Source organism: Flavobacterium cheniae, assembly GCF_004363695.1.
GTDB classification, from domain to species: Bacteria; Bacteroidota; Bacteroidia; order Flavobacteriales; family Flavobacteriaceae; genus Flavobacterium; species Flavobacterium cheniae.
Genome location: NZ_SNZC01000001.1, coordinates 591,366 through 617,582, shown reverse-complemented (window position 1 = coordinate 617,582; position 26,217 = coordinate 591,366). Strand labels below are relative to the sequence as shown.

Genomic DNA, 26,217 nt, shown 5'->3' with positions numbered 1-26,217 from the left:
TTGAGCCAAATTTATTGCACTTGAAATTTTATATAAAAAAAAAACCATTGAGTTTACTCAATGGTTTTTCATTTTTACTAAATGGTTTTTATTTTTTCAAAAAAATATTTTTTAATTCATAATAATGCATTTTAATTTTTTTACTCAAATCATTTTTTGTTTTCAAGAAAAATGTAATTTTAATTTCAAAAGGTTTTTTTTCTAAAATTTGCTTAAATCTTTCAGGTCTTAAATCGTTTGAAATAAATTCATCTTCTATCATTAATCTATAAATACAACTATATTTATTATGATCACTGTATTTTTTATCGAAGTTATTTACTAAATAATTGAAAAAAGCATAGTATTCTGGGTTAGAAAATTGATCTTTCAAAATTTTCTCTGAATCCATAGTAGAGAGCCTTGATTTAAGTTTAGATTCAGCAATTTCATTTTCAAAAATTGATATATCAATATTATTGAATGTATAGTGATTATTATCTACTATTTTTTTTAAATCAATTCCATGCGTTAGACATTCTGTACAAATAAAGTCGACTATTTCTTGGTAAAAATGAATAATTTTTTCTTGAGCTTTGTCGCAATTTTCTGCGAATTCAAAATCTTTTATATTTAAAGATAATATTTTATCGTGTAAATTTGAAAGATTGGTTAAGTAAATTCTAACAGAATCTTCTTTAAAAATTAAATGTTTGCCTAATAAATTTTCTTCAATTTCTTCCTGAATTTCTTTTTTTAAATCTTGAATTTCCCAATCTAAAATTTTTAATTGAGTCTCATCCCAATTTGTATTAAATATATCTAGAGATAATTGTAAAACTCCATCTAAAATATTATCCTTCATTTTTTTAATTTTTATATATAAAAAAAGCTATTTTAGTAAAGATATTAGGTTTTGGCACAAAAAAGGCACAAATAGAAAATAAAAATCCCCAAAACCTTATTTTATAAGGGATTGGGGATTTTAAAGTGACCTCGACTGGATTCAAACCAGTAACCTTCTGAGCCGTAATCAGATGCGCTATTCAGTTGCGCCACGAGGCCTTAATGCGGGTGCAAATATAGAGATAAATGTGTAAATTGCAAACCAATTAAAGAAAAAATATATAAAAAATGAACTTAGAAAACTATATACGTGATATTCAGGATTTTCCGAAGCCAGGAATTGGATTTAAAGATATTACTCCTTTATTAAGTAATCCTGAAGCAACTTCTGCCTGCTTAGAATTGTTAGCCAGTACTTTAGCTGATAAAAATATTAATAAGGTAATAGGAGTTGAGAGTCGTGGCTTCTTTTTTGGCATTTTATTGGCTCAAAAATTGAATGCAGGGTTTGTTCCTGTTCGTAAACCTAAAAAGTTACCTTTTGAAACAATTAGTGCGTCATACGAATTAGAATATGGTACCGATACATTAGAAATGCATATTGACGCCATTCAAAAAGGGGATAAGGTTTTAATTCACGATGATGTTTTAGCTACTGGAGGAACTGCAAAAGCCGTTTGTGAGTTAGTGGAGCAATTAGGTGGCGAAATCGTACAAATGAACTTCTTAATGGAATTATCGTTTTTAAACGGAAGAGAAAAATTAGGGAATAAAGAGATTTTTGCTGCTTTGACATATTAAAATAAAAAACCATCCGCAATAACGGATGGTTTTTTTAAACAAACTAAACCAATTAATTGCTGTATTAAAAAGCGTATTTATTTTCGCTAATAATTTTTGCAGCAATTTTTTCACGAAGACCAATTACATTCGGCATGTTCGTATATTTTGTAAAACGTTTTAATCCCATTAACATCATACGTTGTTCGTCGCCTTCAGCAAAAGAAACGATTCCTTCTTTTCCTTTTTGGTTTACGATATCTACTGCATGATATAAGTATAATTTTGCCATAGCAATTTGCTCTTGAACTTTGTCTTCACCTTCTTTTTTGGCTAATTTTTCAGTTCTAAGAATTGTACTTTCAGCCATATAGATTTCGATTAAGATATCAGAAGCTGCCATTAATAATTGTTGGTGTGATTCTAATTCTGCTCCATATTTTTGAACTGCAGCACCAGCAACCATTAAGAATACTTTTTTCAATTTGGCAATCATTTCTTTTTCTTCAGCAAATAATTCTGAATAATCAGGAATATCGAAAGATGGAATTCCCATTAATTCTTCAGCTACAGCCATTGCTGGACCTAATAAATCCACATGACCTTTCATTGCTTTTTTCACTAACATTCCAACTGATAACATTCTGTTGATTTCGTTAGTTCCTTCGTAAATTCTTGCGATACGAGCATCTCTCCAAGCACTTTCCATTGGTGCATCTTCTGAGAATCCCATTCCACCAAAAATTTGAATTCCTTCATCTGTACAAGCTTGAACATCTTCAGAAACCGCTACTTTTAAGATAGAACATTCGATTGCAAATTCTTCTACACCTTTTAATTCTGCTTCTTGGTGCGAATTTCCTTCACTAACTCTAATATTGATTCTGTTTTCGATATCAGATGCAGCTCTGTAAGTAGCACTTTCTCCAGCATAAGCATTTGTAGCCATTTCAGCAATTTTAGCTTGAATTGCTCCAAAACTTGAAATAGGTGTTTTAAACTGAACTCTTTCGTTAGCATAATTAACTGCTCCAGTAATGGTTCTACGTTGTGCTTCTAAACAAGCAGCAGCTAATTTAATACGCCCAACATTTAAAGCATTCATAGCAATTTTAAAACCTTCACCACGACCTGCCAACATATTCTCAACAGGAACTTTTGTTTCGTTAAAGAAAACCTGACGAGTAGAAGAGGAGCGAATTCCTAATTTGTGCTCTTCATCACCCATTGAAATTCCGTTTGAAGGATCATTTTCAACAATGAAACCTGTAATATTTTTATCGTCTTCGATACGAGCGAAAACAATCATTACGTTACAAAAACCAGCGTTAGAAATCCACATTTTTCCTCCTGTGATTTTATAATGTGTTCCATCTTCTGAAAGAACCGCTTTTGTTTTTCCTGAATTTGCATCTGAACCAGCTCCAGGTTCTGTTAAACAATACGCACCAAACCATTCGCCAGAAGCTAATTTTGGTACATATTTTTGTTTTTGTTCTTCAGTTCCGTATAAAGTAATTGGCATAGTTCCAATTCCAGTATGTGCTCCAAAAGCGGTTGAAAACGAACCAGTTGCTCCCGAAATATAATCACAAACTAAAACGGTGTTTACGAATCCCATTTCCATTCCGCCATAAGCCGCAGGAACAGCAACACTTAAGTAACCTAATTCACCCGCTTTGCGCATGATGTCTTCGGTTAAAGCGTAATCTTTCTTTTCGAAGCGTTCTTTGTTTGGCCAAATTTCTTTGTCTACGAATTCGATAACCGAATCACGCATCATAACTTGTTCTTCATTGAAGTCTTCTGGAGTGAAGATGTCTTCGCATTTTGTTTCTTTTACAAGGAATTGTCCTCCTCTGATGATATCTGACATAACTTATTAAGTTTTATAGTTTTATTTTAAAAATTCAAAAATTCCTGCTGTTCCTTGTCCTGTTCCCACACACATAGAAACGATTCCATATTTACTTCCTCTTAATCGCATTTCGTCAAACAATTGAACAGAAAGTTTTGCACCAGTACAACCTAGTGGGTGGCCTAAAGCGATAGCTCCACCATTTACGTTTACGATATCAGGATTTAAACCTAATTCTCTAACAACCGCTAACGATTGAGAAGCAAACGCTTCGTTTAATTCAATTAAATCAATATCAGATTGTTTTAAACCTGCTTGTTTTAATGCTTTTGGAATTGCTTTCACCGGACCGATTCCCATGATTCTTGGTTCTACACCTGCTGAAGCAAAGTTTACTAATCGAGCAATAGGTTCAAGATTTAATTCTTTTACCATTTCTTCGCTCATAACTAATACGAAAGCTGCTCCATCACTCATTTGAGATGAGTTTCCTGCTGTTACACTTCCGTCAGCAGCAAATACGGGTCTTAAACCTGCTAATGCCGCAACAGAAGTTCCTGCTCTTGGTCCTTCGTCTTTGTTAACAACATAAGAACGCGTTTCTTTTTTACCATTTTCATTGATAAAAGTTTCTTCTACTGTAATAGGAACTATTTGAGCATCAAATTTACCTTCTGCTTGTGCTTTTAAAGCCTTCATATGTGATTGATATGCAAACTCATCTTGATCTTCACGAGAAACGTTGAATTGTTTTGCAACCGCCTCAGCAGTTAATCCCATTCCCCAATAATAATCTTCGTGACCTGCAGCTGCAGCTTTATAATCTGGTGTTGGTTTGTAGCCTCCCATTGGAATATAACTCATACTTTCGGCACCACCAGCAATGATACAATCTGCCATTCCTGACTGAATTTTTGCCGTTGCCATTCCGATAGTTTCAATACCTGATGCACAATATCTATTTACTGTAACACCTGGAACATCTTCTACTTTTAATCCCATTAATGAAATTAATCTACCAACGTTTAAACCTTGTTCTGCTTCAGGCATGGCATTTCCTACCATAACATCATCAATACGAGTTTTATCAAAATTAGGAAGCTCTTTCATCATGTGTTCGATGGTTTCTGCTGCTAATTCGTCAGGTCTTTTAAAGCGAAAAACTCCTTTTGGTGCTTTTCCTACTGCTGTTCTATATGCTTTTACTATATATGCTGTTTTCATCTTTTAGTTTCTTAACGGTTTCCCTTTGGTTAACATGTACTGAATTCTTTCTAAAGATTTTCTTTCTCCAGTTAATGATAAAAATGCTTCTCTTTCTAAATCCAATAAATATTGTTCAGAAACTAAAGTTGCTTCTGATAAATCACCACCAGCCATTACATAAGCTAGTTTGTTTGCAATTTTCTTATCGTGTTCAGAAATGTATTTACCAGCTTCCATTTGGTCAGTTCCAACTAAGAACATTCCCAATGCTTGTTTTCCTAATACTTTAATATCTTTTCTTCTTACAGGTTGTGTATAACCTTGTTCTGCCATTTGTAAAGCCACTTGTTTAGCTGTTGCGATTTGGCGGTCTTTGTTCACGACAACAATATCTCTTCCTTTTTGTAAAACTCCCGTATCAAAACCTTCGTAAGCTGAAGTAGCTACTTTTGCCATACCAACAGTTAAGAAATATTCTTGTAAAACGTTTAATTCTACATCATTTTTACGGAATAAATCAGAAGCTCTCAAAGCCATTTCTTTAGAACCACCACCGCCAGGAATTACTCCAACACCAAATTCTACTAATCCGATGTACGTTTCTGCTGCGGCAACAGCTCTATCAGCGTGCATGGTTAATTCGCAACCACCACCAAGAGTCATTCCGTGAGGAGCTGCAATAACTGGAATTGCTGAATAACGACAACGCATCATCGTGTCTTGGAACATTTTGATAGCCATGTTTAATTCGTCATATTCTTGTTCCACAGCCATCATGAAAATCATTCCTAAATTAGCTCCAACAGAGAAATTTGCGCCTTGATTTCCAATTACTAAACCATTGTAATCTTTTTCAGCAATGTCAATAGCTTTATTGATTCCTTGTAAAACACCAGCGCCAATAGAATTCATTTTAGAGGTAAATTCTAAGTTGATGATTCCATCACCTAAATCGGTAATGATTGAATCGCTGTTGTTCCATATTTTTTTGCTTTCGCGAATGTTATTTAAGATAATGAAGGCATCTTGACCTGGAATTTTTTCTACCTTTTTGTTTGTGATAGAGTAGAAGTGTGTTGCTCCATCTTTAATCGAATAGAAAGAAGTGTTTCCTGAAGCTAACATATCTGTAACCCAAGAAGCAGGTTGGTAACCTTCCGCTTTCATTAATTCGATTCCTTTTTCAATTCCGATGGCATCCCAAATTTCGAATGGGCCGTTTTCCCAACCGAAACCAGCTTTCATAGCATCGTCGATTTTGTAGAAAGCGTCTGTGATTTCAGGAATTCTGTTTGAACAATATTGGAACATCGAAGCAAAGTTTTTTCTGTAGAAATCGCCTGCTTTGTCTTTTCCAGTAACTAAAACTTTGAATCTATCGATTGGTTTTTCAATCGTTTTAGTTAATTCTAAAGTTGCGAAAGATGCTTTTTTATTCGCTCTGTATTCTAATGTATCTAAATCTAAAGTTAGAATGTCTTTTCCTTCTTTTTTGTAGAAACCTTGTCCCGTTTTGCTTCCTAACCATTTGTTTTCCATCATTTTGTTAACAAATTCTGGAAGTTTGAATAATTCATGCGCTTCGTCGTTTGGACAATTTTCATAAATTCCGTTAGCCACATGAACCAAAGTATCTAAACCTACAACATCAACCGTTCTAAAAGTAGCTGATTTTGGTCGACCAATGACTGGTCCAGTTAATTTATCAACTTCTTCAACCGTTAATCCCATTTCTTTTACTTGGTGGAATAAACTTTGGATTCCGAAGATTCCAATTCTATTTCCAATAAAAGCTGGAGTATCTTTAGCAACAACTGAAGTTTTTCCTAAGAATTTTTCACCATAACCATTCAAGAAATCTAAAACTTCATTAGAGGTTTTTGGACCAGGAATGATTTCAAATAATTTTAAGTAACGTGCTGGATTGAAAAAGTGCGTTCCACAGAAATGTTGTTGAAAATCGTCGCTTCTTCCTTCGCTCATGAACTGAATTGGAATACCAGACGTATTTGAAGTAACTAAAGTTCCTGGTTTTCTATATTTGTCAACTTGTTCAAAAACAATTTTTTTGATGTCTAAACGTTCTACTACAACTTCGATAATCCAATCTGCAGTTGCAATTTTTGACATATCATCTGTGGTGTTTCCAGTAGTGATTCTTGAAGCAAAACTTGGATGATAAATAGGAGAAGGCTTCGATTTTAATGCGTTAGCTAAATGATCATTAACTAATCGGTTTCTAACGGCTTTGCTCTCTAAAGTCAATCCTTTTTTCTGTTCTGCTTCGGTTAGTTCGTTTGGAGCGATGTCTAATAATAAGACTTCTACACCAATATTAGCAAAATGGCAAGCGATACCACTTCCCATAATTCCGGAACCAATAACAGCAACTTTTTTAATATTACGTTTCATGTTTATAGGTTTGTTGTTTTATTTGTCGTTATAGATTTTTTTGTCTGCAATTAATTCGTTTATGATTTCGGCAACTTCCATAAAGTGTTGTAATTTTTCTTCACTAATATGTTGCTTTACGGTTTCATTAAAACGAAGTACGGTTTCTTTTGAAAGTTCTCTTTTTTCTTTTCCTTCTTTAGTTAATTGAATAATTACGCCACGACCATCAGTTGGATTTTTTTTACGAGTAATTAATCCTCGTTCTTCCATCGATTTTAGAGTTCTGGTTAAGCTTGTGGCTTCCATACCCATTTTTGGACCTAGAGTTGTTGATGGTGAACCATTTTCTCTATCAATACTTAAAAGAGCAAATCCAGTAGCCATTGTAGCACTGTATTTTGCTGCTTCTTCGTTGTACATCCTGGCAACTGCTTGCCAAGTTGCTCTAAGTATATAGTCTATTGTTTTATCTTTCATAGAATTACTATCTAAACTTTTTCAAATATAAAAAAAAATACTATGCGTGCATAGTATTTTTAACATTTTTTACAAAATTTAACATTTTAAAATAGCAAAACCCACGAAATGTGGGTTTTAGCGTTTCTATCCGTAAATTTTTTGATATAAATTGTTGTATTTTTCTTTAATGATTTTACGTTTTAATTTCATGGTTGGAGTAAGGTGCCCATCAACGATTGACCAAACATCTGGAGTAAGTTCAAAACGTTTTACTTTTTCCCAATTTCCAAATTTCTCATTGCATTGATCAATTTCTTCCTGAATTCTGTCGACTACCATTTTATTAGCACATAATTCTTCATTGGTATTGAAATTAAGATTATGTCTTGTTGCCCATTCTCTAACAAATTCAAAATTAGGTTGAATGAAAGCTGCTGGCATTTTTTCGCCATCACCAATAACCATGATTTGCTCAATGAAACGAGATTGCTTGAAAGTATTCTCTAAAATTTGAGGTGCTACGTATTTTCCACCTGAAGTTTTGAACATTTCTTTTTTACGATCGGTAATTTTTAGGAAACCATCTGAATCAATTTCACCGATATCACCTGTATGGAAGTAGCCATCTTTTAAAACCTCAGCAGTTTGTGTTTCGTCTTTGTAATATCCCATCATAACGTTTGGACCTTTACATAAGATTTCACCGTCTTCTGCAATTTTAACTTCAACTCCGTCTAATACTTTTCCAACAGATCCTACTCTGAAACCACCGTTTCTCATATCGTTTACTGAGATCACAGGAGAAGTTTCTGTTAAACCATAACCTTCCATAACTGGAATATTAGCAGCACAAAAAACTTTTGTTAATCTACTTTGTAACGCAGCACTTCCTGAAACTAATAATTCTAATTCACCACCTAAACCTTCTTGCCATTTAGAGAAAATTAATTTACGTGCAATTTTTAATTTGAATTCGTAGAAAGCTCCGTTTTGTTTATAAGGTTTATAGTCCATACCTAAATCTAAAGCCCAAAAGAAAAGTGCTTTTTTGATTCCTGTTAAATCTGCTCCTTTAGCATAAATTTTATCGTAAACTTTTTCTAATAAACGAGGAACAACCGACATAACATGTGGTTTTACCTCTTTTAAGTTATCAGAAATCTTCTCAATACTTTCAGCGAAGTAAATAGAGATACCATAATATTGGTATAAATACGTCAACATTCTTTCGAAAATATGACAAATCGGTAAGAAACTTAAAGCTCTAGTATCTCCAGCTCTTAATGGAACTCTTGGCGCACTCATTAATACATCTGAAACAATATTTTGATGTGTTAACATAACTCCTTTTGGTCTTCCTGTAGTTCCCGATGTATAGATGATAGTTGCTAAATCGGTAGTTGAGACATTATTTTTTCTATCTTCTACAACATCTTGATTTTCTTTATCAGCACCTAATTCTAAGATTTCTTTCCAACTTTTGCATCCTGAAATATCATTAAAAGAATACACTTCTTTTAATGTAGGAACATTAGCTTTGATGCTTTTTAACTTTTCATACACTTCGTCATCAGAAACAAAAACATATTTTGATTCAGAGTGATTTAAGATATATTCATAATCTTCGGCTGAAATTGTTGGATACATGGGAACTGTTTGTGCTCCTGTTTGTAAAACTCCAATATCTGTAATGTGCCATTCGGTTCTATTGTTAGATGAAATGATAGCAATTTTATCATTTTTATTTACGCCTAATCGAAGTAAACCTCTAGAAAGGGCGTTGGCTTTATCTAAATATTCCTGAGTGGAAGTTTTGATCCACTGACCGTCATATTTTGTAACTAAAGCATCTTTTAAATTATACTTTTCTAATTGAAAGTAAGGAAAGTCAAATAAGCGTGTGATATTGTTCATAATTCGCAATTATTATTTTATGCAAATTATAAAAATTAAATTAATTATACAATTTTTTAAATTATTGATAATCTTGTAATTAGAATTTTAACAAAAATAAAATACTATGCTTGCCTACTAATTTTTACTTTAATTGTGAAAGTGTGATGATAATTATTGAAATAATTGCCAAAATGATTCCGAAGTAGTTCCATTTGGTCATTTTTTCTTTAAACAGAAGTATTCCAGCTAAACTTCCTAGAATGATAACTCCCATATTCATACCAGCAAAAACAGTTGAAGGATTTTCTGCTAAAGCTTTATGCGCTTTTAGATAGAAGAGAATGTTTCCGAAATTTAAAATTCCTAATGCCAATCCCCAAAGTACATTTTTCATTTCGAGTTTTTCTTTTTGGACAATTATTTTTCCAATTAAAAATAAAATTGAAACTATAAAAGCACCACAGAAAATTAAAAATAAAGAAGTGGTAAAACTAAACGCTTTAAAAACAGCTACTTTTTTAAATAAAATATCAATAATTCCAAATCCCAATAAAACTAATAGAGGATAAACCCAATTATTTGATTTACTTTCTGATTTTTTATTTAATGTAAAAAAGATGGCTGAAAATCCCACAACAAACCCAATTATTTTGAGCGAACTGAAAATTTCATTAAAAAGATAGTAAGATGCAATTAGCGGAATAAATAAAGAAAGTCGTTGCGCAATATCCGTTTTTACTATTCCAGTAAGTTTGATAGATTTTGCTTGAATAAAAAATACAATAGGCAATAAAAATGCTAAACTTATAAAAAGCGAATACGGAACCGATTTTTGTTCAATAGCTAAATTAGGTTGGTAAGTAAAATAGGTGAGTAGTAAAGCCGAAAAATAATTAAAAGTGATGATTTGAAATACATTCAATTGAAATCGTTTGGCTACTTTTAAAAATATCCCAACTGAAACACTACAAATTACACTTAAAATGACAAACCACATAGTTTTTATTTTTTGCAATATTAGTAAAATTATAGAGAATAAAGTGGTTTGAATAAGCTAAACCATTACTGTTTTTCAGTATAAAATGTGATTTATGTAAATAATAAATAAGATTTTGTAATGATTATGCCAAATATTTAACCACCTTTGAATAGAGTTGTAATTTGAGTTTAAAGTTATAAAGCAATTCAGCCAAAAAAATGAAAAAGCCAAGCGAAGTTGTTGAAGTTGAAAAAGGAAAAATTCACATTGTTGTTGAACTAATTGAATACATACCAAATGCAGTGGTAAGTAAAACAATTATAAAAAAAGTAACTGGAAATGTTACGGCTTCTTCCTTTGATGCAGGAGAAGAGTTAGACGAAAAAAGATCGCCATTTGATACGTATATTCAAATTATTGATGGTGTAGCAGAAATTACTGTTGATAAGAAAAAATTCAAATTAAAACTAGGAGATGGTATGGTTATTCCTGCACATTCCACACACCACTTTAATGCTAATGAACAATTTAAAATGATATCAACCGTAATTAAAAGTGGTTATGAAGATTAAATAAGCAGAGCAAAAACTAATTTGCTCATAAAAACCAAAACAAAATGATACTCTATATTAAATATATGGTTAGTCTTCGTTGCAAAATGATGGTTAAAGAAGAACTAAAGAAAATAGGGTTGCATCACGTTATCGTTGATTTGGGAGTTGTTGAAATTTTAGAAGATATAACTCCTGAACAATTTGATTTACTGAAATCAAATTTGGCCATGTCGGGTCTTGAATTATTAGACGACAAAAAAGCTATTCTTATTGAAAAAATTAAAGATGTAATTATCGAAATGGTTCATTATACAGATGAATTTCCAAAAGTAAATTATTCAGATTACATCAGCGAAAAACTACATCAAGATTACACTTATTTATCTAACATATTTTCAGAAGTAAAAGGAATTACGATTCAACAATTTATTATTAATCATAAAATTGAACGTGTTAAAGAATTGCTTTTATATGATGAATTGAATTTATCTGAAATAGCTTATTTATTAAACTACAGTAGTGTTGCACATTTATCTGGTCAATTTAAAAAAGTTACAGGATTATCTCCATCCTATTTTAAACAATTAAAAAAGAAAAGAAAATCTAAACTAAGAGAAAATTTAGAAGATGTTTAGTTTAAATACATGAAAATGTGTGATTTATGCAAGTTTTCTTTTTAATGCTGTAATACATTTTAGTTTCAAATGAATAACCTTTGTTTTATAAGATTATAACATTTAAACACAATTAAAATGGAATCAAAAGCAAACAAAGGAACAGAAGTTTTTAAAATTTCTGGCGATTGGAAAAGACAAGCAGATAATTTAAAAGACAAATTTCCCCAATTAACTGATTCTGATTTAAAATTCGAAAGTGGTAGAGAAGATGATTTACTTGAACGAGTAGAGGCACGCTTGCACAAAAAACGAGAGGAAGTAATTAATATTATCAAAAAAGGGCAACCTACAACATAATAATTGACTTTCTTTTGTGGGCAACTTAGCATCTTAAAAATGCTATGAATACACATAATAGCCAATAAAAGGCGTAGGTGAATTATCATCTACGCTTTTTTTTCATCTAACTACGACTCAAAATGATACAAATCAAAAAAGAAGGAATCCTTCTAAAAAAAACAAAACTCTCGTTTGAAAATGATAGTGTTTTAAATCCTGCCATTATGCAAGAAGGAAATACTGTTCATATGCTATATCGAGCAGTAAGAAGTGGTAACTATTCAACTATTGGATATGCCAAATTTGAAGGTCCAATAAAACTGATTCAAAGAAATAATACACCACTAATTATACCTTTTTTGGATGAAGAATCAAAAGGTGTTGAAGATGCCAGAATTGTAAAAATCGATGGAGTTTATTACATAACATATACCGCTTATAACGGAATCAATGCCTTAGGAGCCTTAGTAACATCAACTGATCTGCTAACTTTTGAAAGACACGGAATTATTGTTCCAAAATTCACATTTGATGAATTTAAAAGGTTAGCCGAATGTAATAATTTGGTAAACGCTAAATATTTTCGTCATGTGCGTCATTTTAAGCATGATGAAGAAATTTTTCTTTGGGATAAAGATGTAATGTTTTTTCCAAGAAAAATAAACGGAAAACTTGCCTTTTTACATCGAATTCGTCCTGGAATTCAATTGGTTTTAATCAATAATTTAGAGGAATTAACTAAAGAATTTTGGAGCGAATACTTTCTACATTTTAATGAACATATTATTCTTGATCCAAAAGGAACTAACCACGAATCAGGTTTTATAGGTGGTGGTTGTCCTCCAATAGAAACCGAATTAGGTTGGCTACTTATTTATCATGGCGTTTTTGATACTTCAGAAGGCTATATTTATTCTGCCGCCGCTGCTTTATTAGACATCGATAATCCTACAAAAGTACTTGCAAGATTAGTTGATCCTTTATTTGTACCAGAACTCGATTATGAAAAAAACGGTGTGGTTTCCAATGTGGTGTTTCCCACAGGAACTGCAATATTTGAAGATACGCTTTATATCTATTATGGTGCCGCTGACAAATGTATTGCTTGCGCATCTATGAGTATAAAAGCATTATTAAAAGAACTTTTACAAAATCCAACACAACATGAGAGCTAATTTTTTTCCAATTTTTAATAATTCATTACTCGTTTATAATGAAGCCAAAAATAATTTGAATGAAAGTCATTTAATGAAATTCATTACGAATTCTAAATACGAACTAATTCCAGTAGTAGAAAAACAGCTTCCTGAAATCGTTTTTATAACTTCTTATCCACCAAGAGAATGTGGAATAGCGACCTATACACAAGATTTAAAAAATGCTGTGCAAGAAAAATTTGGAACTACTTTTTCATTAAAAGTTTGCGCCCTAGAAACAACAGGTGAAAATTACAATTATCCAGAAGAAGTTAAATACAAATTAAATTCGGATGCTGAATCAAATTTTTCAGAGTTAGCAATAAAAATCAATGCGGATAAAAACATTGCAATGGTATTTTTACAACACGAATTTGGTCTTTTTGGAGGAGTTTATGGTAATTTTTTACTAAAATTCATGAAGCATTTAAAACGACCTATTACTACAACATTTCATACCGTTTTACCAAATCCAGATGATAAGTTAAAAGAAGTAGTTCGTAAAATTGCCGATTATTCTGATTCTTTAGTTGTGATGACTGATATTTCGAAAACCATTCTGATGACAAATTATGGTATTGCTGAACGAAAAATTTCAGTAATTTCTCATGGAACTCATTTGGTAGCTTCGTTTGATAATTTGCAACATAAAACAAAAAATCAATTTAGCGATAGAGTAGTGCTCACTACTTTTGGTTTACTGAATGAAGGAAAAAGTATAGAAACAGCATTAGACGCTTTACCTCAAATTATAGAAAAATTTCCAAATGTAATTTATCTAATCATTGGGAAAACACATCCTGAAGTAGTAAAAAAAGAAGGTGAAAAATACCGCAATTTTCTTTACGAAAAAGTGCAAAACTTGCATTTAGAAAATAATGTTCGATTTATAAATAAGTATTTGTCTTTAGACGAATTAATGGATTATTTACAACGCACAAAAATATATCTCTTCACTTCAAAAGATCCAAATCAAGCGGTTAGTGGCACATTAGCGTATGCTATGGCTTGTGGCTGTCCAGTAATTGCAACACCAATTCCGCATGCTAAAGAATTTTTAGACGGAGCCGGATTCAATTATGATTTTCAAGATGCCAATCAACTTGCTGAAAAAACCATTGAATTACTTTATAATCCAAAATTATTGAGAGAAATGCGCTTGAATGCGTTGCATAAAATTAGCCCAACTTCTTGGCAAAATTCAGCCATAGCACACATCGAATTAGTAAAAAGCAATAGTAAAAAACATAAAATTGTGTTGCAGTATGAAATGCCGAAAATTTCATTAAACCATATCAAGAGAATGACGACTATAAATGGATTAATTCAGTTTTCGGCTATTTCAAAACCAAGTATCGAATCGGGTTATACATTAGATGATAATGCAAGAGCATTAATTGCGGTGACGAAACATTATCAATTAACCAATTCAGAAGAAGATTTAGAATTAATAAAAACCTATTTAAAGTTCATTCTATTTTGCCAACAAGAAGATGGAAGCTTTTTAAATTATGTAGATAAAGAAGGCAATTTTACTGCAAATAATTCTAATGAAAATTTAGAAGATGCTAACGGTAGAGCCATTTGGGCACTGGGCGAATTTATTTCATTTAATGAAATATTAGATAAAAACATGATTAGAAAAGCAAAATTTGCCATTGAAAAATCATTGAAAAATATTTTAAAATTTCATTCTCCAAGAGCAATTTCTTTCGCCATAAAAGGATTGTATTTTTATAATTTGGAAAAAGAAAGCCCAAGGATTAATCATTTAATTACTTCGTTAGCGGATAATTTAGTTTCAAAATACCGTGGAATTTCAGATAAAAAATGGAAATGGTTTGAAGATTATCTTACTTATGCCAATAGTATTCTACCTGAAGCCTTGTTATACGCAGGTTTAAGCACTGGAAGCGAATTGTACAAAAACATTGCAAAAACATCGTTTGACTTTTTACTTTCTCTTACTTTCAAAGATGACCAAATTAAAGTGATTTCAAATCAAGGTTGGTACCACAAAGGAAAAACGGTCAATCAATATGGAGAACAGCCTATCGATGTAGCGTATACGATATTAGCATTGCAAACTTTTTATCAAGTGTATGAAGATGAATCCTATAAAAACAAAATGAAAATTGCTTTTGATTGGTTTTTAGGAAAAAATCATTTGCATCAAATCATCTACAATCCTAAAACAGGTGGTTGTTATGATGGCTTAGAACAACATCATGTGAATCTAAATCAAGGAGCAGAATCTACCATTAGTTATTTACTTTCAAGGTTAGCCATGGAAAAAACCTCAAATTCGATAAAGGAAATGGAATTTTATGAAGAAGTTTTTCAAAATAAGTGAATCATGTAACTTATAAATATAATGTGTAACACATCATGCTTTATTGTATTGCACCTTTGTTCTATAGATAGTAAGGAAATAAATCTTTACTAAATCTAGTAATAATACGCATATAACTTAAATTAAAAAAAATGAAAAAAGCAATCATAATGATCGCATTAGTTACGCTTTCGGTTACCAATTCTATGGCTCAAGAGTCAACAACAACAGATAATCGAGATAAATTGTTTTTTGGAGTAAAAGCAGGAGTAAACTATTCCAATGTGTATGATTCTGAAGGCGAAGATTTTGTTGCAGATGGAAAACTTGGTTTAGCAGGTGGTGTTTTTGTATCCATTCCATTAGGAAAATTTATTGGAGTACAACCCGAAGTTTTATTTTCTCAAAAAGGATTTAAATCTTCAGGAACGTTTTTAGGAACAGATTATGAAACTACAAGAACAACAGATTATATTGATATTCCTTTGTTTTTAGCCATTAAACCAGTTGAATACGTTACGCTTTTATTCGGACCACAATATTCGTATTTGTTAAAGCAAAAAGATGAATTTACAGGCGGATCATTGAGTTCAACACAAGAGGAAGAATTTTCAAATGACAACATCCGTAAAAACACTTTTTCTCTAATTGGTGGAGTTGATTTGAATATTAAAAATCTAGTCTTTGGTGTTAGAGGTGGTTGGGATTTAAAAAATAACAACGGTGACGGAACTTCAACAACACCACGTTACAAAAACATGTGGTATCAAGCTACAGTAGGTTACAGATTTTAATTTTTAAAATATAATACAAATGGAAAATTTAAATAATAAAGGGAAATTAGTTGTTGGTAGTTTGTTAGTTGGAGCACTTATTGGAGCCACAGTTGGCGTATTGTTTGCACCTCATAAAGGGAAAAAGACAAGAAAAAATATTGCCAATAGTGTAAAAAATACTGCTAGTAAGTTTAAACAAGAAATTAGCGAAGACGGTCAGTATTTAAAAGATAAAGCAATGAGTTTTGAACATCTTTTAGAAGACAAAATCAGTAAAGCGGGAACTTCTTTTAAAGACAAAGCAAATGAATTGCTTCACAGTGGTTCAGATCATCAAATGAATAAGAAATAATAATATAGACCATGGTTTCATTTTTAAATCATCATTTGAACGAGTTTGCAGAAGCGAGCTTAAGTAATAAAGACGATACCATTTATGATTGCTAAAATGAAAATTTTAGCATAGATGAAAAAAGAAATCATGGTTTTATAAAACATCAAAATAAAATGAAAACATATATTTTAAAAACGATTCTTACGACAAGTATAATCGGACTTTTTATGACGAGTTGCAATAATTCGCCAACTGCTAAAGAGGAAGACGTAAAAGAAGCTACTCAAGATTTAATTGATGCGGAAGCTGATTTGAATCAAGCAGAATACGATTCGATTAGCGATTTCAATACTTTTAAAGAGAGTATTCAATTGAAATTAGTTGAAAATCAGAAAGTAATTGATGATTTAAAATTAAAAATCACTTCGAAAGGAAAAGTAGAAAGAGATATTGATGAAGTTGAAATCAATAAATTAGAAAAAAGAAATACCGATTTAAGACTGAAAATTGAAAATTATGAACAAGGTCCTGCTCAAAAATGGGAATTGTTTAAAGTAGATTTCAATAATGAATTAGATGATTTAGGGAAATCTATTTCTGAAATGGCAGACCGAAACAAGAAAAAATAAAGAGTATGAAAACAAATAATACAACAATTAAAATAGTATTTTTTTTTGTATCCTGTTTTGTATTATCTCAAACATTTTCATCTTGTTCAAAAAAAATTGAATTTGAAAATTCAAATGTGGTTCCAGCAGCAAGAGGTGATGTTTCGGTTAAAAAAGATAAAAATGACAATTATAACATTAAGTTAGAGGTTTCGTACCTAGCAGAACCTGAAAGATTGCAACCGCCTAAGAAACATTATGTGGTTTGGTTATCTTCAGAGCAAAATCAAATTCCGTTAAATATTGGTCAAATTGTAGGAACTTCAAGACTTCATGTAAAGTTTGAAAGTGTTTCTTCATCAAAACCAAAACGAATTTTCATCACAGCTGAAGATGATGCAAGTACACAATATCCAAGTAATTATGTTGTTTTAGAAACAGATAAGTTTTAGTTTTTGGGGTTAATTTTGGAAAACTGCCTTCGGGCAGTTTTTTTGTATAAAAAAAGCTCTCAGTGTATGAGAGCTTTTCTGTTATTATTTTTTGTTTTCTATCCATTTTCTAGCATTCACAAAAGCTTCTAACCAAGGTGAAACTTCGTCTTTTTGACCTCTTTCTGGATAATGTGCCCAGTTCCAAGGGAAAGTTGAACGCTCAATGTGTGGCATCATTACCAAATGTCTTCCTGTAACATCGCACATCATAGCCGTATTGAAATCAGAACCATTTGGATTCGCCGGATAACTTTCGTACCCATATTTAGCTACAATGTTATATTTCTCTTCTGAATAAGGTAACTTGAATTTTCCTTCTCCATGTGAAATCCAAACTCCTAAAGTCGTTCCTTCTAAAGTAGATAACATCACTGAATTATTCTTTTGAACTGTTACCGAAGTAAAACCACTTTCGTGTTTGTTCGAAGTGTTGTGATGCATTTTTCCATGAACTTCGTGCTCTGGATTTATCAATTCTAATTCCATTAATAATTGACAACCATTACAAATTCCAACTGAAAGTGTGTCTTCGCGTTTGTAGAAGTTTTTCAAAGCCGTATTTGCTTTTTCGTTGTATAAAAACGCTCCAGCCCAACCTTTAGCTGAACCTAAAACATCAGAATTTGAAAATCCTCCAACAGCTCCAATGAATTGAATATCTTCCAATGTTTCTCTTCCCGAAATTAAATCGGTCATGTGAACATCTTTTACATCAAATCCAGCTAAGAACATAGCATTTGCCATTTCGCGTTCTGAATTACTTCCTTTTTCACGAATGATTGCTGCTTTTGGTCTTGGTTTTGACCCATCAATTAAAGGTAATTTACCATTAAAATGCGATGGGAAAGTAAATTGTAATTTTTGATTTTTGTAATTGTCAAAACGTTCTTGTGCCATTCCATTTTTAGATTGTTTTGAATCTAATAGGAATGATGTTTTAAACCAAGTATCTCTTAAAGTTGAAACACTAAATGTTAAACTATCTTCACCATTAATAACGGTAAACGCATCGCCATCGATAGCCGAACCAATTTTAAAAATCTCAATATTATGTTGGGCAAAAGTTGCTTCCACTTCAGCATTTGCTTGGAAAACAACTCCGATATTTTCATTAAATAAGGCTTTAACCGTATCTTTTTCTCCTAAAGAAGTCAAGTCGATTAGCGCACCTAATTTATCATCTGCAAAACACATTTCTAATAAAGTTGTGATTAAACCACCACTTCCAATATCGTGTCCAGCTTTAATTTTTCTATCTTTAATTAAATCTTGTAAAACGTTGAACGCTTTTTTGAAGAATTCCGAGTTTTGAATCGTTGGAACATCATTTCCAATTTTATTCAATACCTGAGCAAATGAACTTCCACCTAATTTAAACGAATCTTGAGATAAGTTGATATAGTAAATGTTTCCGCCATTTCTTTGTAAAACAGGCTCAACTACTTTTGTAATGTTCGAACAATTTCCAGCAGCTGAAATAATAACTGTACCTGGTGCAATTACTTCATCATTCGGGTATTTTTGTTTCATCGAAAGCGAATCTTTTCCTGTTGGAATATTGATTCCCAATTCAATAGCAAAATCCGAACAACCTTTTACTGCTTCATATAAACGAGCATCTTCTCCTTCATTTTTACAAGCCCACATCCAGTTAGCTGATAATGAAACCGATTTCATTCCTTCTTTTAACGGAGCCCAAACTAAATTTGATAAAGCTTCACCAATCGCAGTTCGTGAACCCGCAACTGGATTTACTAAAGCTGAAATAGGTGAGTGTCCAATCGATGTAGCAATTCCCTCTTTTCCTTTGAAATCCAATGCCATTACACCAACATTGTTCAGTGGTAATTGTAATGGACCAACACATTGCTGTTTTGCAACGCGTCCGCCTACACAACGGTCTACTTTATTAGTTAACCAATCTTTACAAGCTACCGCTTCTAATTGTAAAACTTGACTTAAGTAGCTTCCTATATTTTCTTTATTATATGCTAAATCTGAGTAATTTGTTGCAACGGTTTTATCCGTCATAATCGTTTTTGGCGAACTTCCGAAGAAATCTTCCAACGCATAATCCATTGGTTTTAACCCTGTAGATTTTGATTCGAAAGTAAATCTATGGTCGTTAGTTACGTCACCAACTTGATACATTGGAGAACGCTCTCTGTCAGCAATTCTTTGTAATGTTTCGATGTCTTTTTCACCAATAACTAATCCCATTCTTTCTTGCGATTCGTTTCCGATGATTTCTTTAGCCGAAAGCGTTGGGTCACCAACCGGTAATTTATCTAAATCGATTAATCCTCCAGTTTCTTCTACTAATTCAGAAAGACAGTTCAAATGTCCACCCGCACCATGATCGTGAATGGAAACAATCGGATTGTTATCACTTTCTACCAAACCACGAATGGCGTTGGCAGCACGTTTTTGCATTTCTGGATTAGAACGTTGGATGGCATTTAATTCAATTCCTGAACCAAAAGCACCAGTATCTGCAGAAGAAACTGCAGCACCACCCATTCCAATTCTATAATTTTCTCCACCTAAAATAACGATTTTATCGCCAGCCGTAGGTTTCTTTTTAATCGCTTGATCTAATTTTCCGTAACCAATTCCACCCGCTTGCATGATTACTTTATCGTAACCAATTTTACGATTGTTTTCTTCATGTTCGAAAGTTAAAATAGAACCTGTAATTAAAGGTTGTCCAAATTTATTTCCAAAATCAGATGCTCCGTTTGAAGCTTTAATTAAAATATCCATTGGTGTTTGGTACAACCAAGGTCTTTCGTACATTCCATTTTCCCAAGGACGTTCTTCTGCTAAACGAGAATAAGAAGTCATGTAAACTGCAGTTCCTGCTAATGGTAAAGAACCTTGTCCTCCAGCCAAACGGTCACGAATTTCTCCTCCTGAACCTGTTGCAGCTCCGTTGAAAGGCTCAACTGTTGTAGGGAAGTTGTGTGTTTCTGCTTTTAAAGAAAGTACTGAATCAAATTCCTTTTCTTGGTAGAAGTCTGGCTTGTCTGCACTTTTTGGAGCAAATTGCGTTACTTTCGGACCTTTTACAAAAGCTACGTTATCTTTATATGCCGAAACAATATCGTTTGGATTTGTTTCGGATGTTTTCTTGATTAATTTGAATAAAGATGTTGGTTTTTCTTCGCCATCAATCACAAATGTTCCGTTAAAAATTTTGTGACGACAGTGTTCTGAATTCGCTTGTGAGAAAGCAAAAATTTCTGAATCGGTTAACTTTCTTCCTAATTTACTTGAAAGATTATCTAGATATTCTACTTCTTCTGGACTCAAAGCTAAACCTTCTGATTTATTGTAAGCGTCAATATCTTCAATATCCAAAATAGGTTCAGGTTGGATATTAATCGTATAAATTTCTTGATTTAATTCCGAATACTTTTGCGAAAGCATTGGGTCGAAATCGTTAAAATCGGCAGCTACTTTTTCAAATTCCTCGATACGAATGATACCCGAAATCCCCATGTTTTGGGTAATTTCTACAGCGTTTGTACTCCAAGGCGTAACCATTGCGGCACGTGGTCCAACAAAAAAATCCGACAATACGGATTTTTCTATTTTATGTGCGTTGCCAAAAAGCCAATTTAATTTGTTGATGTCTTCAGTCGATAATTCGTTTTGCGTTTGAACCGCAAATACGGTGTTGGATTGGTTTCCGAAGAAATGAATCATTGTAGTTTTGTTTTTAAAGACAAGTTTACCTTATCTGTATGTTTGTGTTGTTGTTGAAAGTGCAAATTTATTCTAAAAAGTTAGAAGTTCAAAGTTTTAAGACTGCATAAAAACAAAAAAAGCTGTTCTTTTTTGAACAGCTTTGTATTTATTTGTTGAAAACTATATTTTGCGTTTCGAAACTACTTGCATCGATTTGAATTCTTTGCCATCTTCCAAAATATCAAACATTTCCATTTTTTGGTTGTTATCGTCAATATAGGTAATAACTTCTTTTACTTTTTTAGCCTTTTTAATTACTGGGTCTACCATTTCGCCATGAAAAGTAGATGTTTTTGTAGCTTCATCATATTTTCCACGAGTAACCATCATTCCAGTTCCCATATTGTCAATCCAAGTTGATACAAATTCTTGAGTTGCATTATCAAAAGCAACTGTTCCTTTTCCTTCAAATGGCATTCCAAACATATCTCCAGAATAAGTTCCTTCTTGGTATTTACCACCCATAATCATTTTGTAGGTTACGATAGCAGTAGATTTCATTTCTTGTGGATTATCGGGTGACCAGAATGTTAATTCGGCATCCCAAGTTCCACTATCTTTAGCCAACATTTCATGTGCCTTTGATGGTGTAGCATAATCCGCCCAAGCTTTAGCAACTGTAGCAGAATCGGGTTTAGTTTCGGTAGTAACTTCTTCTTTAGTTGTTGTTTCGGCTGGTTGTTGCGCTTCTTCTTTTTTAAAAGAAACGAATGTTAAACCAATAATTAAAAGAGATAAAGAGAGATTTTTCATAATTGTATAATTTAATTGGTTAGTCAAAAGTGGTCCAATTATAAGCACCCATATCGGATGGATTAGTTCTTGGATTATTCAAAATATCATTAAAACTAGAGTAGGTGTTGTCAGCATTTCCTCTTGCTGCAGAATCTTCACCAATAATTAATTCATTATTTCTAGCATCTTTAAAATCCGGATTATTAATTGTAGAATTCGTAGCAATTAAACAAGTATCATAAAGCGTAGCATTAGAAAAGGCATACAAAGGATTATTCGTAAATTGATTACTAAAATCGGCAAATTTGATTAAGCAATGGTCAAAATTGTAGACAAAAGTTGTTCCTTCTTTTTTCAGGTTAATAGCTAGATTACTTGAAGAATGAATAATACAATTTTTGAAATTCGCTTTGGTAAGTGCATAAATCGCATTTCCATCAAAATCATCTAATAAAACTGCTGTATGTGTTGGACTTGGCCAATAATTAGCAAACGTACAATGTGTAAATTCATAACTTCCTCCAAAACTTCCTGCAAACGAAGCTTGACCACAATTATTAATAACCATGTTTCTTCCTTCAATGTTTCCAGTTCGAGCTAAAAGCCCAACATTAGCACAATTATAAATTTGAGTATTTTCAATATCTAAAGTAGGAGTAGGAGTACCATCGTTTCCAGTAACTAAAAGCCCAACAGTAGCATTTTTTATCGTTAAATTTTTAATTTGATTGTTTGTACTACCTTGTGTTAGCCAAATCGTTCCCCATTGTCCAGGGACTTCAGCAAAATCAGGTTCTAAACGATCACCTTCAAAGATGACTTCGTTTTCTAAGGCAGCCGTTGTTGAATTTGTTCCATTCACATGAATCGAAGCATTATTAGCAACAATTAATCCTGATTCTGCATGAAAGTGAATTCTTGCTCCAGCATCTACAACAAGTGTTTTGTTTGAAGGAACGGCCGCATAACCATAAATGACATAAGGTTTGGTATTCGTCCAATGCAATTCGTTTCCATTGATTGGATTCGTTTCTTCCAAAAATCGACCACGAATCGTAATAGGATTTCCGTCACCATCAACTCCTAAGTTTAGTTCATCATAAGTATAGGATTCATCTGGATTTTGAACTCTTCCAGGATAAATAAAATAAGCATCTTGAATTAGAGTAACCAATTCCACTTTTTGGTGATTTGGATTTGATTCTTCACCAAATAAAATTTTATCGGTATATAAAAAATCAGTAGGATTCGCATCGGCTACTTCTGCTGTAACAGAAACAAAAATGTACATACTATCTTTTGCTAAGATTTCTACATTTTCAAATACTTGACCTGCCATTCCATCTACCATTAAACGGTATTTTGATGCTGTTCCTTCTTTTAATCTAAGTGATGGAATTGAAATGTTTTTATCACTTCGGTTGTACACTTTTAATGTATAAGTACTTGAACCAATGTCAGTAAAAACAGTATCTAAATAAACGGTGTCTTTAGAAAATTCCAAACCACCAGTTCTTGATTCAAAATCAAAATCGTTTCGACATGAAGTTAATGAAACAGCAAATCCTATCAGTAATAAAAGTAATAAACGACGCATGTATAGTTAATTTTGGTAAATGTAATTATTAATTTTAAATCTATAAAAACTAAATGTGCTTAAATTACTTACTAAAACGTTAAATCAGTTGAATTATTCTCTTCGGAATGCTTAATTTTACAAAAAATAAAGTTATGATGTTTGATAGAGAAAAAATGTTGCAATTGTGTAATGATTGGAGCAAAAATACTTTAATGAATACCTTAGATATTGTCTACACCGATGCAGGTGAAGATTTCCTAACCGCTACAATGCCTGTTAATCCGAGAGTGCATCAACCTATGGGATTATTACATGGAGGTGCAACAGTTGCGTTAGCTGAAAGTGTGGGAAGTGCCGCTTCATTAATGTTTGTAAATCCAGAAAAGCAAGAAGTTCGTGGTATCGAAATTTCGGCAAATCATTTAAAAAGTAAACGCGAAGGAATGGTTACGGCAACAGCAAAAATCATTCATAAAGGTGCAAGTATTCATTTGTGGGAAATTAGAATTGTAGACGAAGAAGGAAAATTGATTTCGCTTTGTAAATTGACGAATATGGTACTTTCAAGAAGACAATAATGCAAGTTTTCGAAGAAATACAATTTTTTTTATCACAACAAAAACCATTTGTTTGTTATGTAAAACCAAATGAAATAGTTTGGAATTTACTCGTGCAACAAAACGATGAAATGATTGAATTTTCTAATCAAGCCGGATTTGTTTTTATGCCTTTTCATGAAGGAAAACAAGTAGTAATTCCGTTTGAAGGCAATTCGTTTTCGCAAGGAAATATTGAAAAATTAGAGCAAAAATTATCTGAAAATTTCACTACTCAAACGAATCAAAAAGAAGCTTTTGAAGATTTAGTTTCCAAAGGAGTTTCAGCAATTCAAAAGGATGAATTTCAGAAAGTGGTTTTGTCTCGTAAAATCATTCTGAAGGAACAAATCTCAATTGTAGAAACCTTTCAGAACTTGATTTCATCTTATGCAACGGCTTTTCGTTATTTGTTTTTTCATCCAAATATTGGTTTATGGATGGGAGCAACGCCGGAGCAATTGGTAAAAATCAATCAAAATCACTTTGAAACAGTAGCTTTGGCTGGTACTCAATTGTATTCGGAAAATGTAATTTGGGCAACCAAAGAAATTGAAGAACAGCAATTTGTAACGGATTATATTGTAGCTAAAGTAAAAGATAAAGTAACTAAACTTATTATTTCTGATGCTAAAACAGTTAAAGCTGGAAATTTAGCTCACTTAAAATCTTCTATTTCGGGAGAATTAACAGCTGATTTTCAGGCGAATGATTTAATAAAAACGTTACATCCAACTCCAGCAGTTTGTGGTTTACCCAAAGAAAATGCTATTGATTTTATTCTAAAAAATGAAGGTTACAATAGAAAATTTTACGCTGGATTTTTAGGCGAATACAATAAAGACAATCAAACCGATTTATTCGTAAATTTACGCTGTTTAGAAGTGGAAAATGATGTTGTGAACATTTACGTAGGTTGTGGCATTACAAAAGACAGTAATCCTGAAAAAGAATTCATTGAAACCGAAAATAAATCGATGACGATGCGGAATGTTTTAGTTTCAAAATGAAATTGAAACACATAGGCACATAGAAAATATTGAAAGGCATTGTATTTTAAATAGTTATCATAGTGATGCTATGTATACTATGTAGAGTGAAACGACTAAAATAAACACAAAGAAAATCTATGATTCTATGTGTTTAAAAAAATATAAAAGTTTAAAAATGAAATTAGACATATTAGCTTTTGGAGCTCATCCAGACGATGTAGAATTAGGTTGTAGTGGTACGATTGCCAAAGAAGTTAGCCTTGGAAAGAAAGTCGGGATTATCGATTTAACTCGTGGTGAACTTGGTACGCGTGGTTCTGTGGCTATTCGTAATGAGGAATCAGCTAAGGCTTCTGAAATTTTAGGGGTAACGGTGCGAAGAAATTTGGATATGCGAGATGGCTTTTTTGTAAACGATGAAGCGCATCAAATTAAAGTAATAGAAATGATTCGCAAATACCAACCTGAAATCGTGTTATGCAATGCGATTACTGACAGACACATCGACCACGGAAAAGGAAGTAAATTAGTTAGTGATGCTTGTTTTTTATCAGGTTTGCGACAAATTAAAACGGAATTGAATGGAGAAGCGCAAGAAGCGTGGCGACCAAAAGTGGTGTATCATTACATCCAATGGCAAAACATCGAACCTGATTTTGTGGTAGATATTTCGGAATTTATCGGTAAAAAAATGGAATCGGTGTTGGCTTATGGTTCGCAATTTTATGATCCAAATTCAAAAGAACCGGTTTCACCAATTACTTCAAAAAACTTTTTAGATAGTGTAAAATATCGTGCTCAAGACCTTGGAAGACTCGTTGGAGTAGAATATGCAGAAGGTTTTACAACCGAAAGATATTTGGCAGTCAATAGCTTAGGCGATTTGAAATAAAATAGTCGTAAAAAAGTAAAAAAAAT

General features: G+C 32.4%; 23 protein-coding genes and 1 tRNA gene. 13 read left to right on the top strand and 11 right to left on the bottom strand.

Annotated features, from left to right (window positions below; translation table 11 throughout):
- Nucleotides 1-88: 88 nt before the first annotated feature.
- Nucleotides 89-844 (bottom strand): hypothetical protein, encoded by a 756-nt coding sequence (locus C8D80_RS02930; RefSeq protein WP_133607192.1) that lies wholly within the window; start codon nucleotides 842-844, stop codon nucleotides 89-91.
- A gap of 126 nt (nucleotides 845-970) precedes the next feature.
- A tRNA-Arg gene (locus C8D80_RS02925) sits at nucleotides 971-1,044 on the bottom strand.
- A 69-nt stretch (nucleotides 1,045-1,113) separates the two neighbouring features.
- Here C8D80_RS02925 and C8D80_RS02920 point away from each other — a divergent pair.
- The gene (locus tag C8D80_RS02920; RefSeq protein ID WP_133607190.1) at nucleotides 1,114-1,626 is read left to right on the top strand and encodes an adenine phosphoribosyltransferase; all 513 of its coding nucleotides are present in this window, start codon (nucleotides 1,114-1,116) and stop codon (nucleotides 1,624-1,626) included.
- Between the two features lie 64 nt (nucleotides 1,627-1,690).
- Here the strand turns inward: C8D80_RS02920 and C8D80_RS02915 are convergent, their stop codons facing one another.
- The 6 genes from C8D80_RS02915 to C8D80_RS02890 all read right to left on the bottom strand — a co-directional run bounded on the left by C8D80_RS02915 (nucleotide 1,691) and on the right by C8D80_RS02890 (nucleotide 10,415).
- Complete coding sequence (locus C8D80_RS02915; RefSeq protein WP_133607187.1) at nucleotides 1,691-3,481, bottom strand: acyl-CoA dehydrogenase family protein; 1,791 nt, start codon at nucleotides 3,479-3,481, stop codon at nucleotides 1,691-1,693.
- Nucleotides 3,482-3,502: 21 nt separating this feature from the next.
- On the bottom strand, nucleotides 3,503-4,687 hold the full coding sequence (locus C8D80_RS02910; protein ID WP_133607185.1) for an acetyl-CoA C-acyltransferase: 1,185 nt from the start codon (nucleotides 4,685-4,687) through the stop codon (nucleotides 3,503-3,505).
- A 3-nt stretch (nucleotides 4,688-4,690) separates the two neighbouring features.
- Nucleotides 4,691-7,081, bottom strand: coding sequence for a 3-hydroxyacyl-CoA dehydrogenase/enoyl-CoA hydratase family protein (locus C8D80_RS02905; RefSeq protein ID WP_133607183.1), 2,391 nt, complete (start codon nucleotides 7,079-7,081; stop codon nucleotides 4,691-4,693).
- Nucleotides 7,082-7,099: 18 nt separating this feature from the next.
- Complete coding sequence (locus C8D80_RS02900) at nucleotides 7,100-7,540, bottom strand: MarR family winged helix-turn-helix transcriptional regulator (RefSeq protein WP_133607181.1); 441 nt, start codon at nucleotides 7,538-7,540, stop codon at nucleotides 7,100-7,102.
- Nucleotides 7,541-7,666: 126 nt separating this feature from the next.
- Nucleotides 7,667-9,436: an AMP-dependent synthetase/ligase gene (locus tag C8D80_RS02895; protein WP_133607179.1), complete on the bottom strand. Its 1,770-nt coding sequence runs from the start codon at nucleotides 9,434-9,436 to the stop codon at nucleotides 7,667-7,669.
- Nucleotides 9,437-9,560: 124 nt separating this feature from the next.
- Nucleotides 9,561-10,415, bottom strand: coding sequence for an EamA family transporter (locus C8D80_RS02890; protein ID WP_133607177.1), 855 nt, complete (start codon nucleotides 10,413-10,415; stop codon nucleotides 9,561-9,563).
- A gap of 200 nt (nucleotides 10,416-10,615) precedes the next feature.
- On the opposite strand from C8D80_RS02890, the gene C8D80_RS02885 reads away from it, so the two are divergent.
- The 9 genes from C8D80_RS02885 to C8D80_RS02845 all read left to right on the top strand — a co-directional run bounded on the left by C8D80_RS02885 (nucleotide 10,616) and on the right by C8D80_RS02845 (nucleotide 17,605).
- Nucleotides 10,616-10,969, top strand: a complete 354-nt coding sequence (locus tag C8D80_RS02885) for a cupin domain-containing protein (RefSeq protein ID WP_133607175.1) — start codon at nucleotides 10,616-10,618, stop codon at nucleotides 10,967-10,969.
- 44 nt (nucleotides 10,970-11,013) lie between these two features.
- Nucleotides 11,014-11,586 (top strand): helix-turn-helix domain-containing protein, encoded by a 573-nt coding sequence (locus C8D80_RS02880; RefSeq protein WP_133607173.1) that lies wholly within the window; start codon nucleotides 11,014-11,016, stop codon nucleotides 11,584-11,586.
- Nucleotides 11,587-11,703: 117 nt separating this feature from the next.
- Entirely contained in the window at nucleotides 11,704-11,925 is a 222-nt protein-coding gene (locus tag C8D80_RS02875; protein ID WP_133607171.1) for a hypothetical protein, read from the top strand.
- A 122-nt stretch (nucleotides 11,926-12,047) separates the two neighbouring features.
- The gene (locus C8D80_RS02870) at nucleotides 12,048-13,082 is read left to right on the top strand and encodes a glycoside hydrolase family 130 protein (RefSeq protein WP_133607169.1); all 1,035 of its coding nucleotides are present in this window, start codon (nucleotides 12,048-12,050) and stop codon (nucleotides 13,080-13,082) included.
- Nucleotides 13,072-15,456, top strand: coding sequence for a glycosyltransferase (locus C8D80_RS02865; protein WP_133607167.1), 2,385 nt, complete (start codon nucleotides 13,072-13,074; stop codon nucleotides 15,454-15,456). Before C8D80_RS02870 ends, C8D80_RS02865 begins: the two co-directional genes overlap by 11 nt.
- A 131-nt stretch (nucleotides 15,457-15,587) precedes the next feature.
- Nucleotides 15,588-16,229 carry a porin family protein gene (locus C8D80_RS02860; RefSeq protein ID WP_133607165.1) on the top strand — a complete coding sequence of 214 codons (642 nt, stop codon included), beginning with the start codon at nucleotides 15,588-15,590 and terminating at the stop codon, nucleotides 16,227-16,229.
- Between the two features lie 19 nt (nucleotides 16,230-16,248).
- A complete protein-coding gene (locus tag C8D80_RS02855) occupies nucleotides 16,249-16,563 on the top strand; it encodes a YtxH domain-containing protein (RefSeq protein WP_133607164.1) in 315 nt (104 codons plus the stop codon).
- Between the two features lie 155 nt (nucleotides 16,564-16,718).
- Complete coding sequence (locus tag C8D80_RS02850; RefSeq protein ID WP_133607162.1) at nucleotides 16,719-17,174, top strand: hypothetical protein; 456 nt, start codon at nucleotides 16,719-16,721, stop codon at nucleotides 17,172-17,174.
- 5 nt (nucleotides 17,175-17,179) lie between these two features.
- Nucleotides 17,180-17,605 (top strand): hypothetical protein, encoded by a 426-nt coding sequence (locus tag C8D80_RS02845; protein WP_133607160.1) that lies wholly within the window; start codon nucleotides 17,180-17,182, stop codon nucleotides 17,603-17,605.
- 84 nt (nucleotides 17,606-17,689) lie between these two features.
- Here the strand turns inward: C8D80_RS02845 and purL are convergent, their stop codons facing one another.
- The 3 genes from purL to C8D80_RS02830 all read right to left on the bottom strand — a co-directional run bounded on the left by purL (nucleotide 17,690) and on the right by C8D80_RS02830 (nucleotide 23,729).
- Nucleotides 17,690-21,355: a phosphoribosylformylglycinamidine synthase gene (gene purL / locus C8D80_RS02840; protein ID WP_133607157.1), complete on the bottom strand. Its 3,666-nt coding sequence runs from the start codon at nucleotides 21,353-21,355 to the stop codon at nucleotides 17,690-17,692.
- A 162-nt stretch (nucleotides 21,356-21,517) separates the two neighbouring features.
- A complete protein-coding gene (locus C8D80_RS02835) occupies nucleotides 21,518-22,150 on the bottom strand; it encodes a DUF1579 domain-containing protein (protein ID WP_242004814.1) in 633 nt (210 codons plus the stop codon).
- 19 nt (nucleotides 22,151-22,169) lie between these two features.
- Entirely contained in the window at nucleotides 22,170-23,729 is a 1,560-nt protein-coding gene (locus C8D80_RS02830) for a hypothetical protein (RefSeq protein WP_133607153.1), read from the bottom strand.
- A gap of 134 nt (nucleotides 23,730-23,863) precedes the next feature.
- On the opposite strand from C8D80_RS02830, the gene C8D80_RS02825 reads away from it, so the two are divergent.
- From C8D80_RS02825 to bshB1, 3 genes are all read left to right on the top strand, one after another.
- The gene (locus C8D80_RS02825) at nucleotides 23,864-24,289 is read left to right on the top strand and encodes a PaaI family thioesterase (RefSeq protein WP_133607151.1); all 426 of its coding nucleotides are present in this window, start codon (nucleotides 23,864-23,866) and stop codon (nucleotides 24,287-24,289) included.
- Complete coding sequence (locus C8D80_RS02820) at nucleotides 24,289-25,317, top strand: isochorismate synthase (RefSeq protein WP_133607149.1); 1,029 nt, start codon at nucleotides 24,289-24,291, stop codon at nucleotides 25,315-25,317. Before C8D80_RS02825 ends, C8D80_RS02820 begins: the two co-directional genes overlap by 1 nt.
- A 157-nt stretch (nucleotides 25,318-25,474) precedes the next feature.
- Nucleotides 25,475-26,191, top strand: a complete 717-nt coding sequence (gene bshB1 / locus C8D80_RS02815; RefSeq protein WP_133607147.1) for a bacillithiol biosynthesis deacetylase BshB1 — start codon at nucleotides 25,475-25,477, stop codon at nucleotides 26,189-26,191.
- Nucleotides 26,192-26,217 lie beyond the last annotated feature (26 nt).

Excerpts from the sequence above, each read along its gene's own strand:
- C8D80_RS02930 (WP_133607192.1), bottom strand. The coding sequence starts at position 844 with ATGAAGGATAATATTTTAGATGGAGTTTTACAATTATCTCTAGATATA.
- C8D80_RS02920 (WP_133607190.1), top strand. The coding sequence starts at position 1,114 with ATGAACTTAGAAAACTATATACGTGATATTCAGGATTTTCCGAAGCCA.
- C8D80_RS02915 (WP_133607187.1), bottom strand. The coding sequence starts at position 3,481 with ATGTCAGATATCATCAGAGGAGGACAATTCCTTGTAAAAGAAACAAAA.
- C8D80_RS02910 (WP_133607185.1), bottom strand. The coding sequence starts at position 4,687 with ATGAAAACAGCATATATAGTAAAAGCATATAGAACAGCAGTAGGAAAA.
- C8D80_RS02905 (WP_133607183.1), bottom strand. The coding sequence starts at position 7,081 with ATGAAACGTAATATTAAAAAAGTTGCTGTTATTGGTTCCGGAATTATG.
- C8D80_RS02900 (WP_133607181.1), bottom strand. The coding sequence starts at position 7,540 with ATGAAAGATAAAACAATAGACTATATACTTAGAGCAACTTGGCAAGCA.
- C8D80_RS02895 (WP_133607179.1), bottom strand. The coding sequence starts at position 9,436 with ATGAACAATATCACACGCTTATTTGACTTTCCTTACTTTCAATTAGAA.
- C8D80_RS02890 (WP_133607177.1), bottom strand. The coding sequence starts at position 10,415 with ATGTGGTTTGTCATTTTAAGTGTAATTTGTAGTGTTTCAGTTGGGATA.
- C8D80_RS02885 (WP_133607175.1), top strand. The coding sequence starts at position 10,616 with ATGAAAAAGCCAAGCGAAGTTGTTGAAGTTGAAAAAGGAAAAATTCAC.
- C8D80_RS02880 (WP_133607173.1), top strand. The coding sequence starts at position 11,014 with ATGATACTCTATATTAAATATATGGTTAGTCTTCGTTGCAAAATGATG.
- C8D80_RS02875 (WP_133607171.1), top strand. The coding sequence starts at position 11,704 with ATGGAATCAAAAGCAAACAAAGGAACAGAAGTTTTTAAAATTTCTGGC.
- C8D80_RS02870 (WP_133607169.1), top strand. The coding sequence starts at position 12,048 with ATGATACAAATCAAAAAAGAAGGAATCCTTCTAAAAAAAACAAAACTC.
- C8D80_RS02865 (WP_133607167.1), top strand. The coding sequence starts at position 13,072 with ATGAGAGCTAATTTTTTTCCAATTTTTAATAATTCATTACTCGTTTAT.
- C8D80_RS02860 (WP_133607165.1), top strand. The coding sequence starts at position 15,588 with ATGAAAAAAGCAATCATAATGATCGCATTAGTTACGCTTTCGGTTACC.
- C8D80_RS02855 (WP_133607164.1), top strand. The coding sequence starts at position 16,249 with ATGGAAAATTTAAATAATAAAGGGAAATTAGTTGTTGGTAGTTTGTTA.
- C8D80_RS02850 (WP_133607162.1), top strand. The coding sequence starts at position 16,719 with ATGAAAACATATATTTTAAAAACGATTCTTACGACAAGTATAATCGGA.
- C8D80_RS02845 (WP_133607160.1), top strand. The coding sequence starts at position 17,180 with ATGAAAACAAATAATACAACAATTAAAATAGTATTTTTTTTTGTATCC.
- purL (WP_133607157.1), bottom strand. The coding sequence starts at position 21,355 with ATGATTCATTTCTTCGGAAACCAATCCAACACCGTATTTGCGGTTCAA.
- C8D80_RS02835 (WP_242004814.1), bottom strand. The coding sequence starts at position 22,150 with ATGAAAAATCTCTCTTTATCTCTTTTAATTATTGGTTTAACATTCGTT.
- C8D80_RS02830 (WP_133607153.1), bottom strand. The coding sequence starts at position 23,729 with ATGCGTCGTTTATTACTTTTATTACTGATAGGATTTGCTGTTTCATTA.
- C8D80_RS02825 (WP_133607151.1), top strand. The coding sequence starts at position 23,864 with ATGATGTTTGATAGAGAAAAAATGTTGCAATTGTGTAATGATTGGAGC.
- C8D80_RS02820 (WP_133607149.1), top strand. The coding sequence starts at position 24,289 with ATGCAAGTTTTCGAAGAAATACAATTTTTTTTATCACAACAAAAACCA.
- bshB1 (WP_133607147.1), top strand. The coding sequence starts at position 25,475 with ATGAAATTAGACATATTAGCTTTTGGAGCTCATCCAGACGATGTAGAA.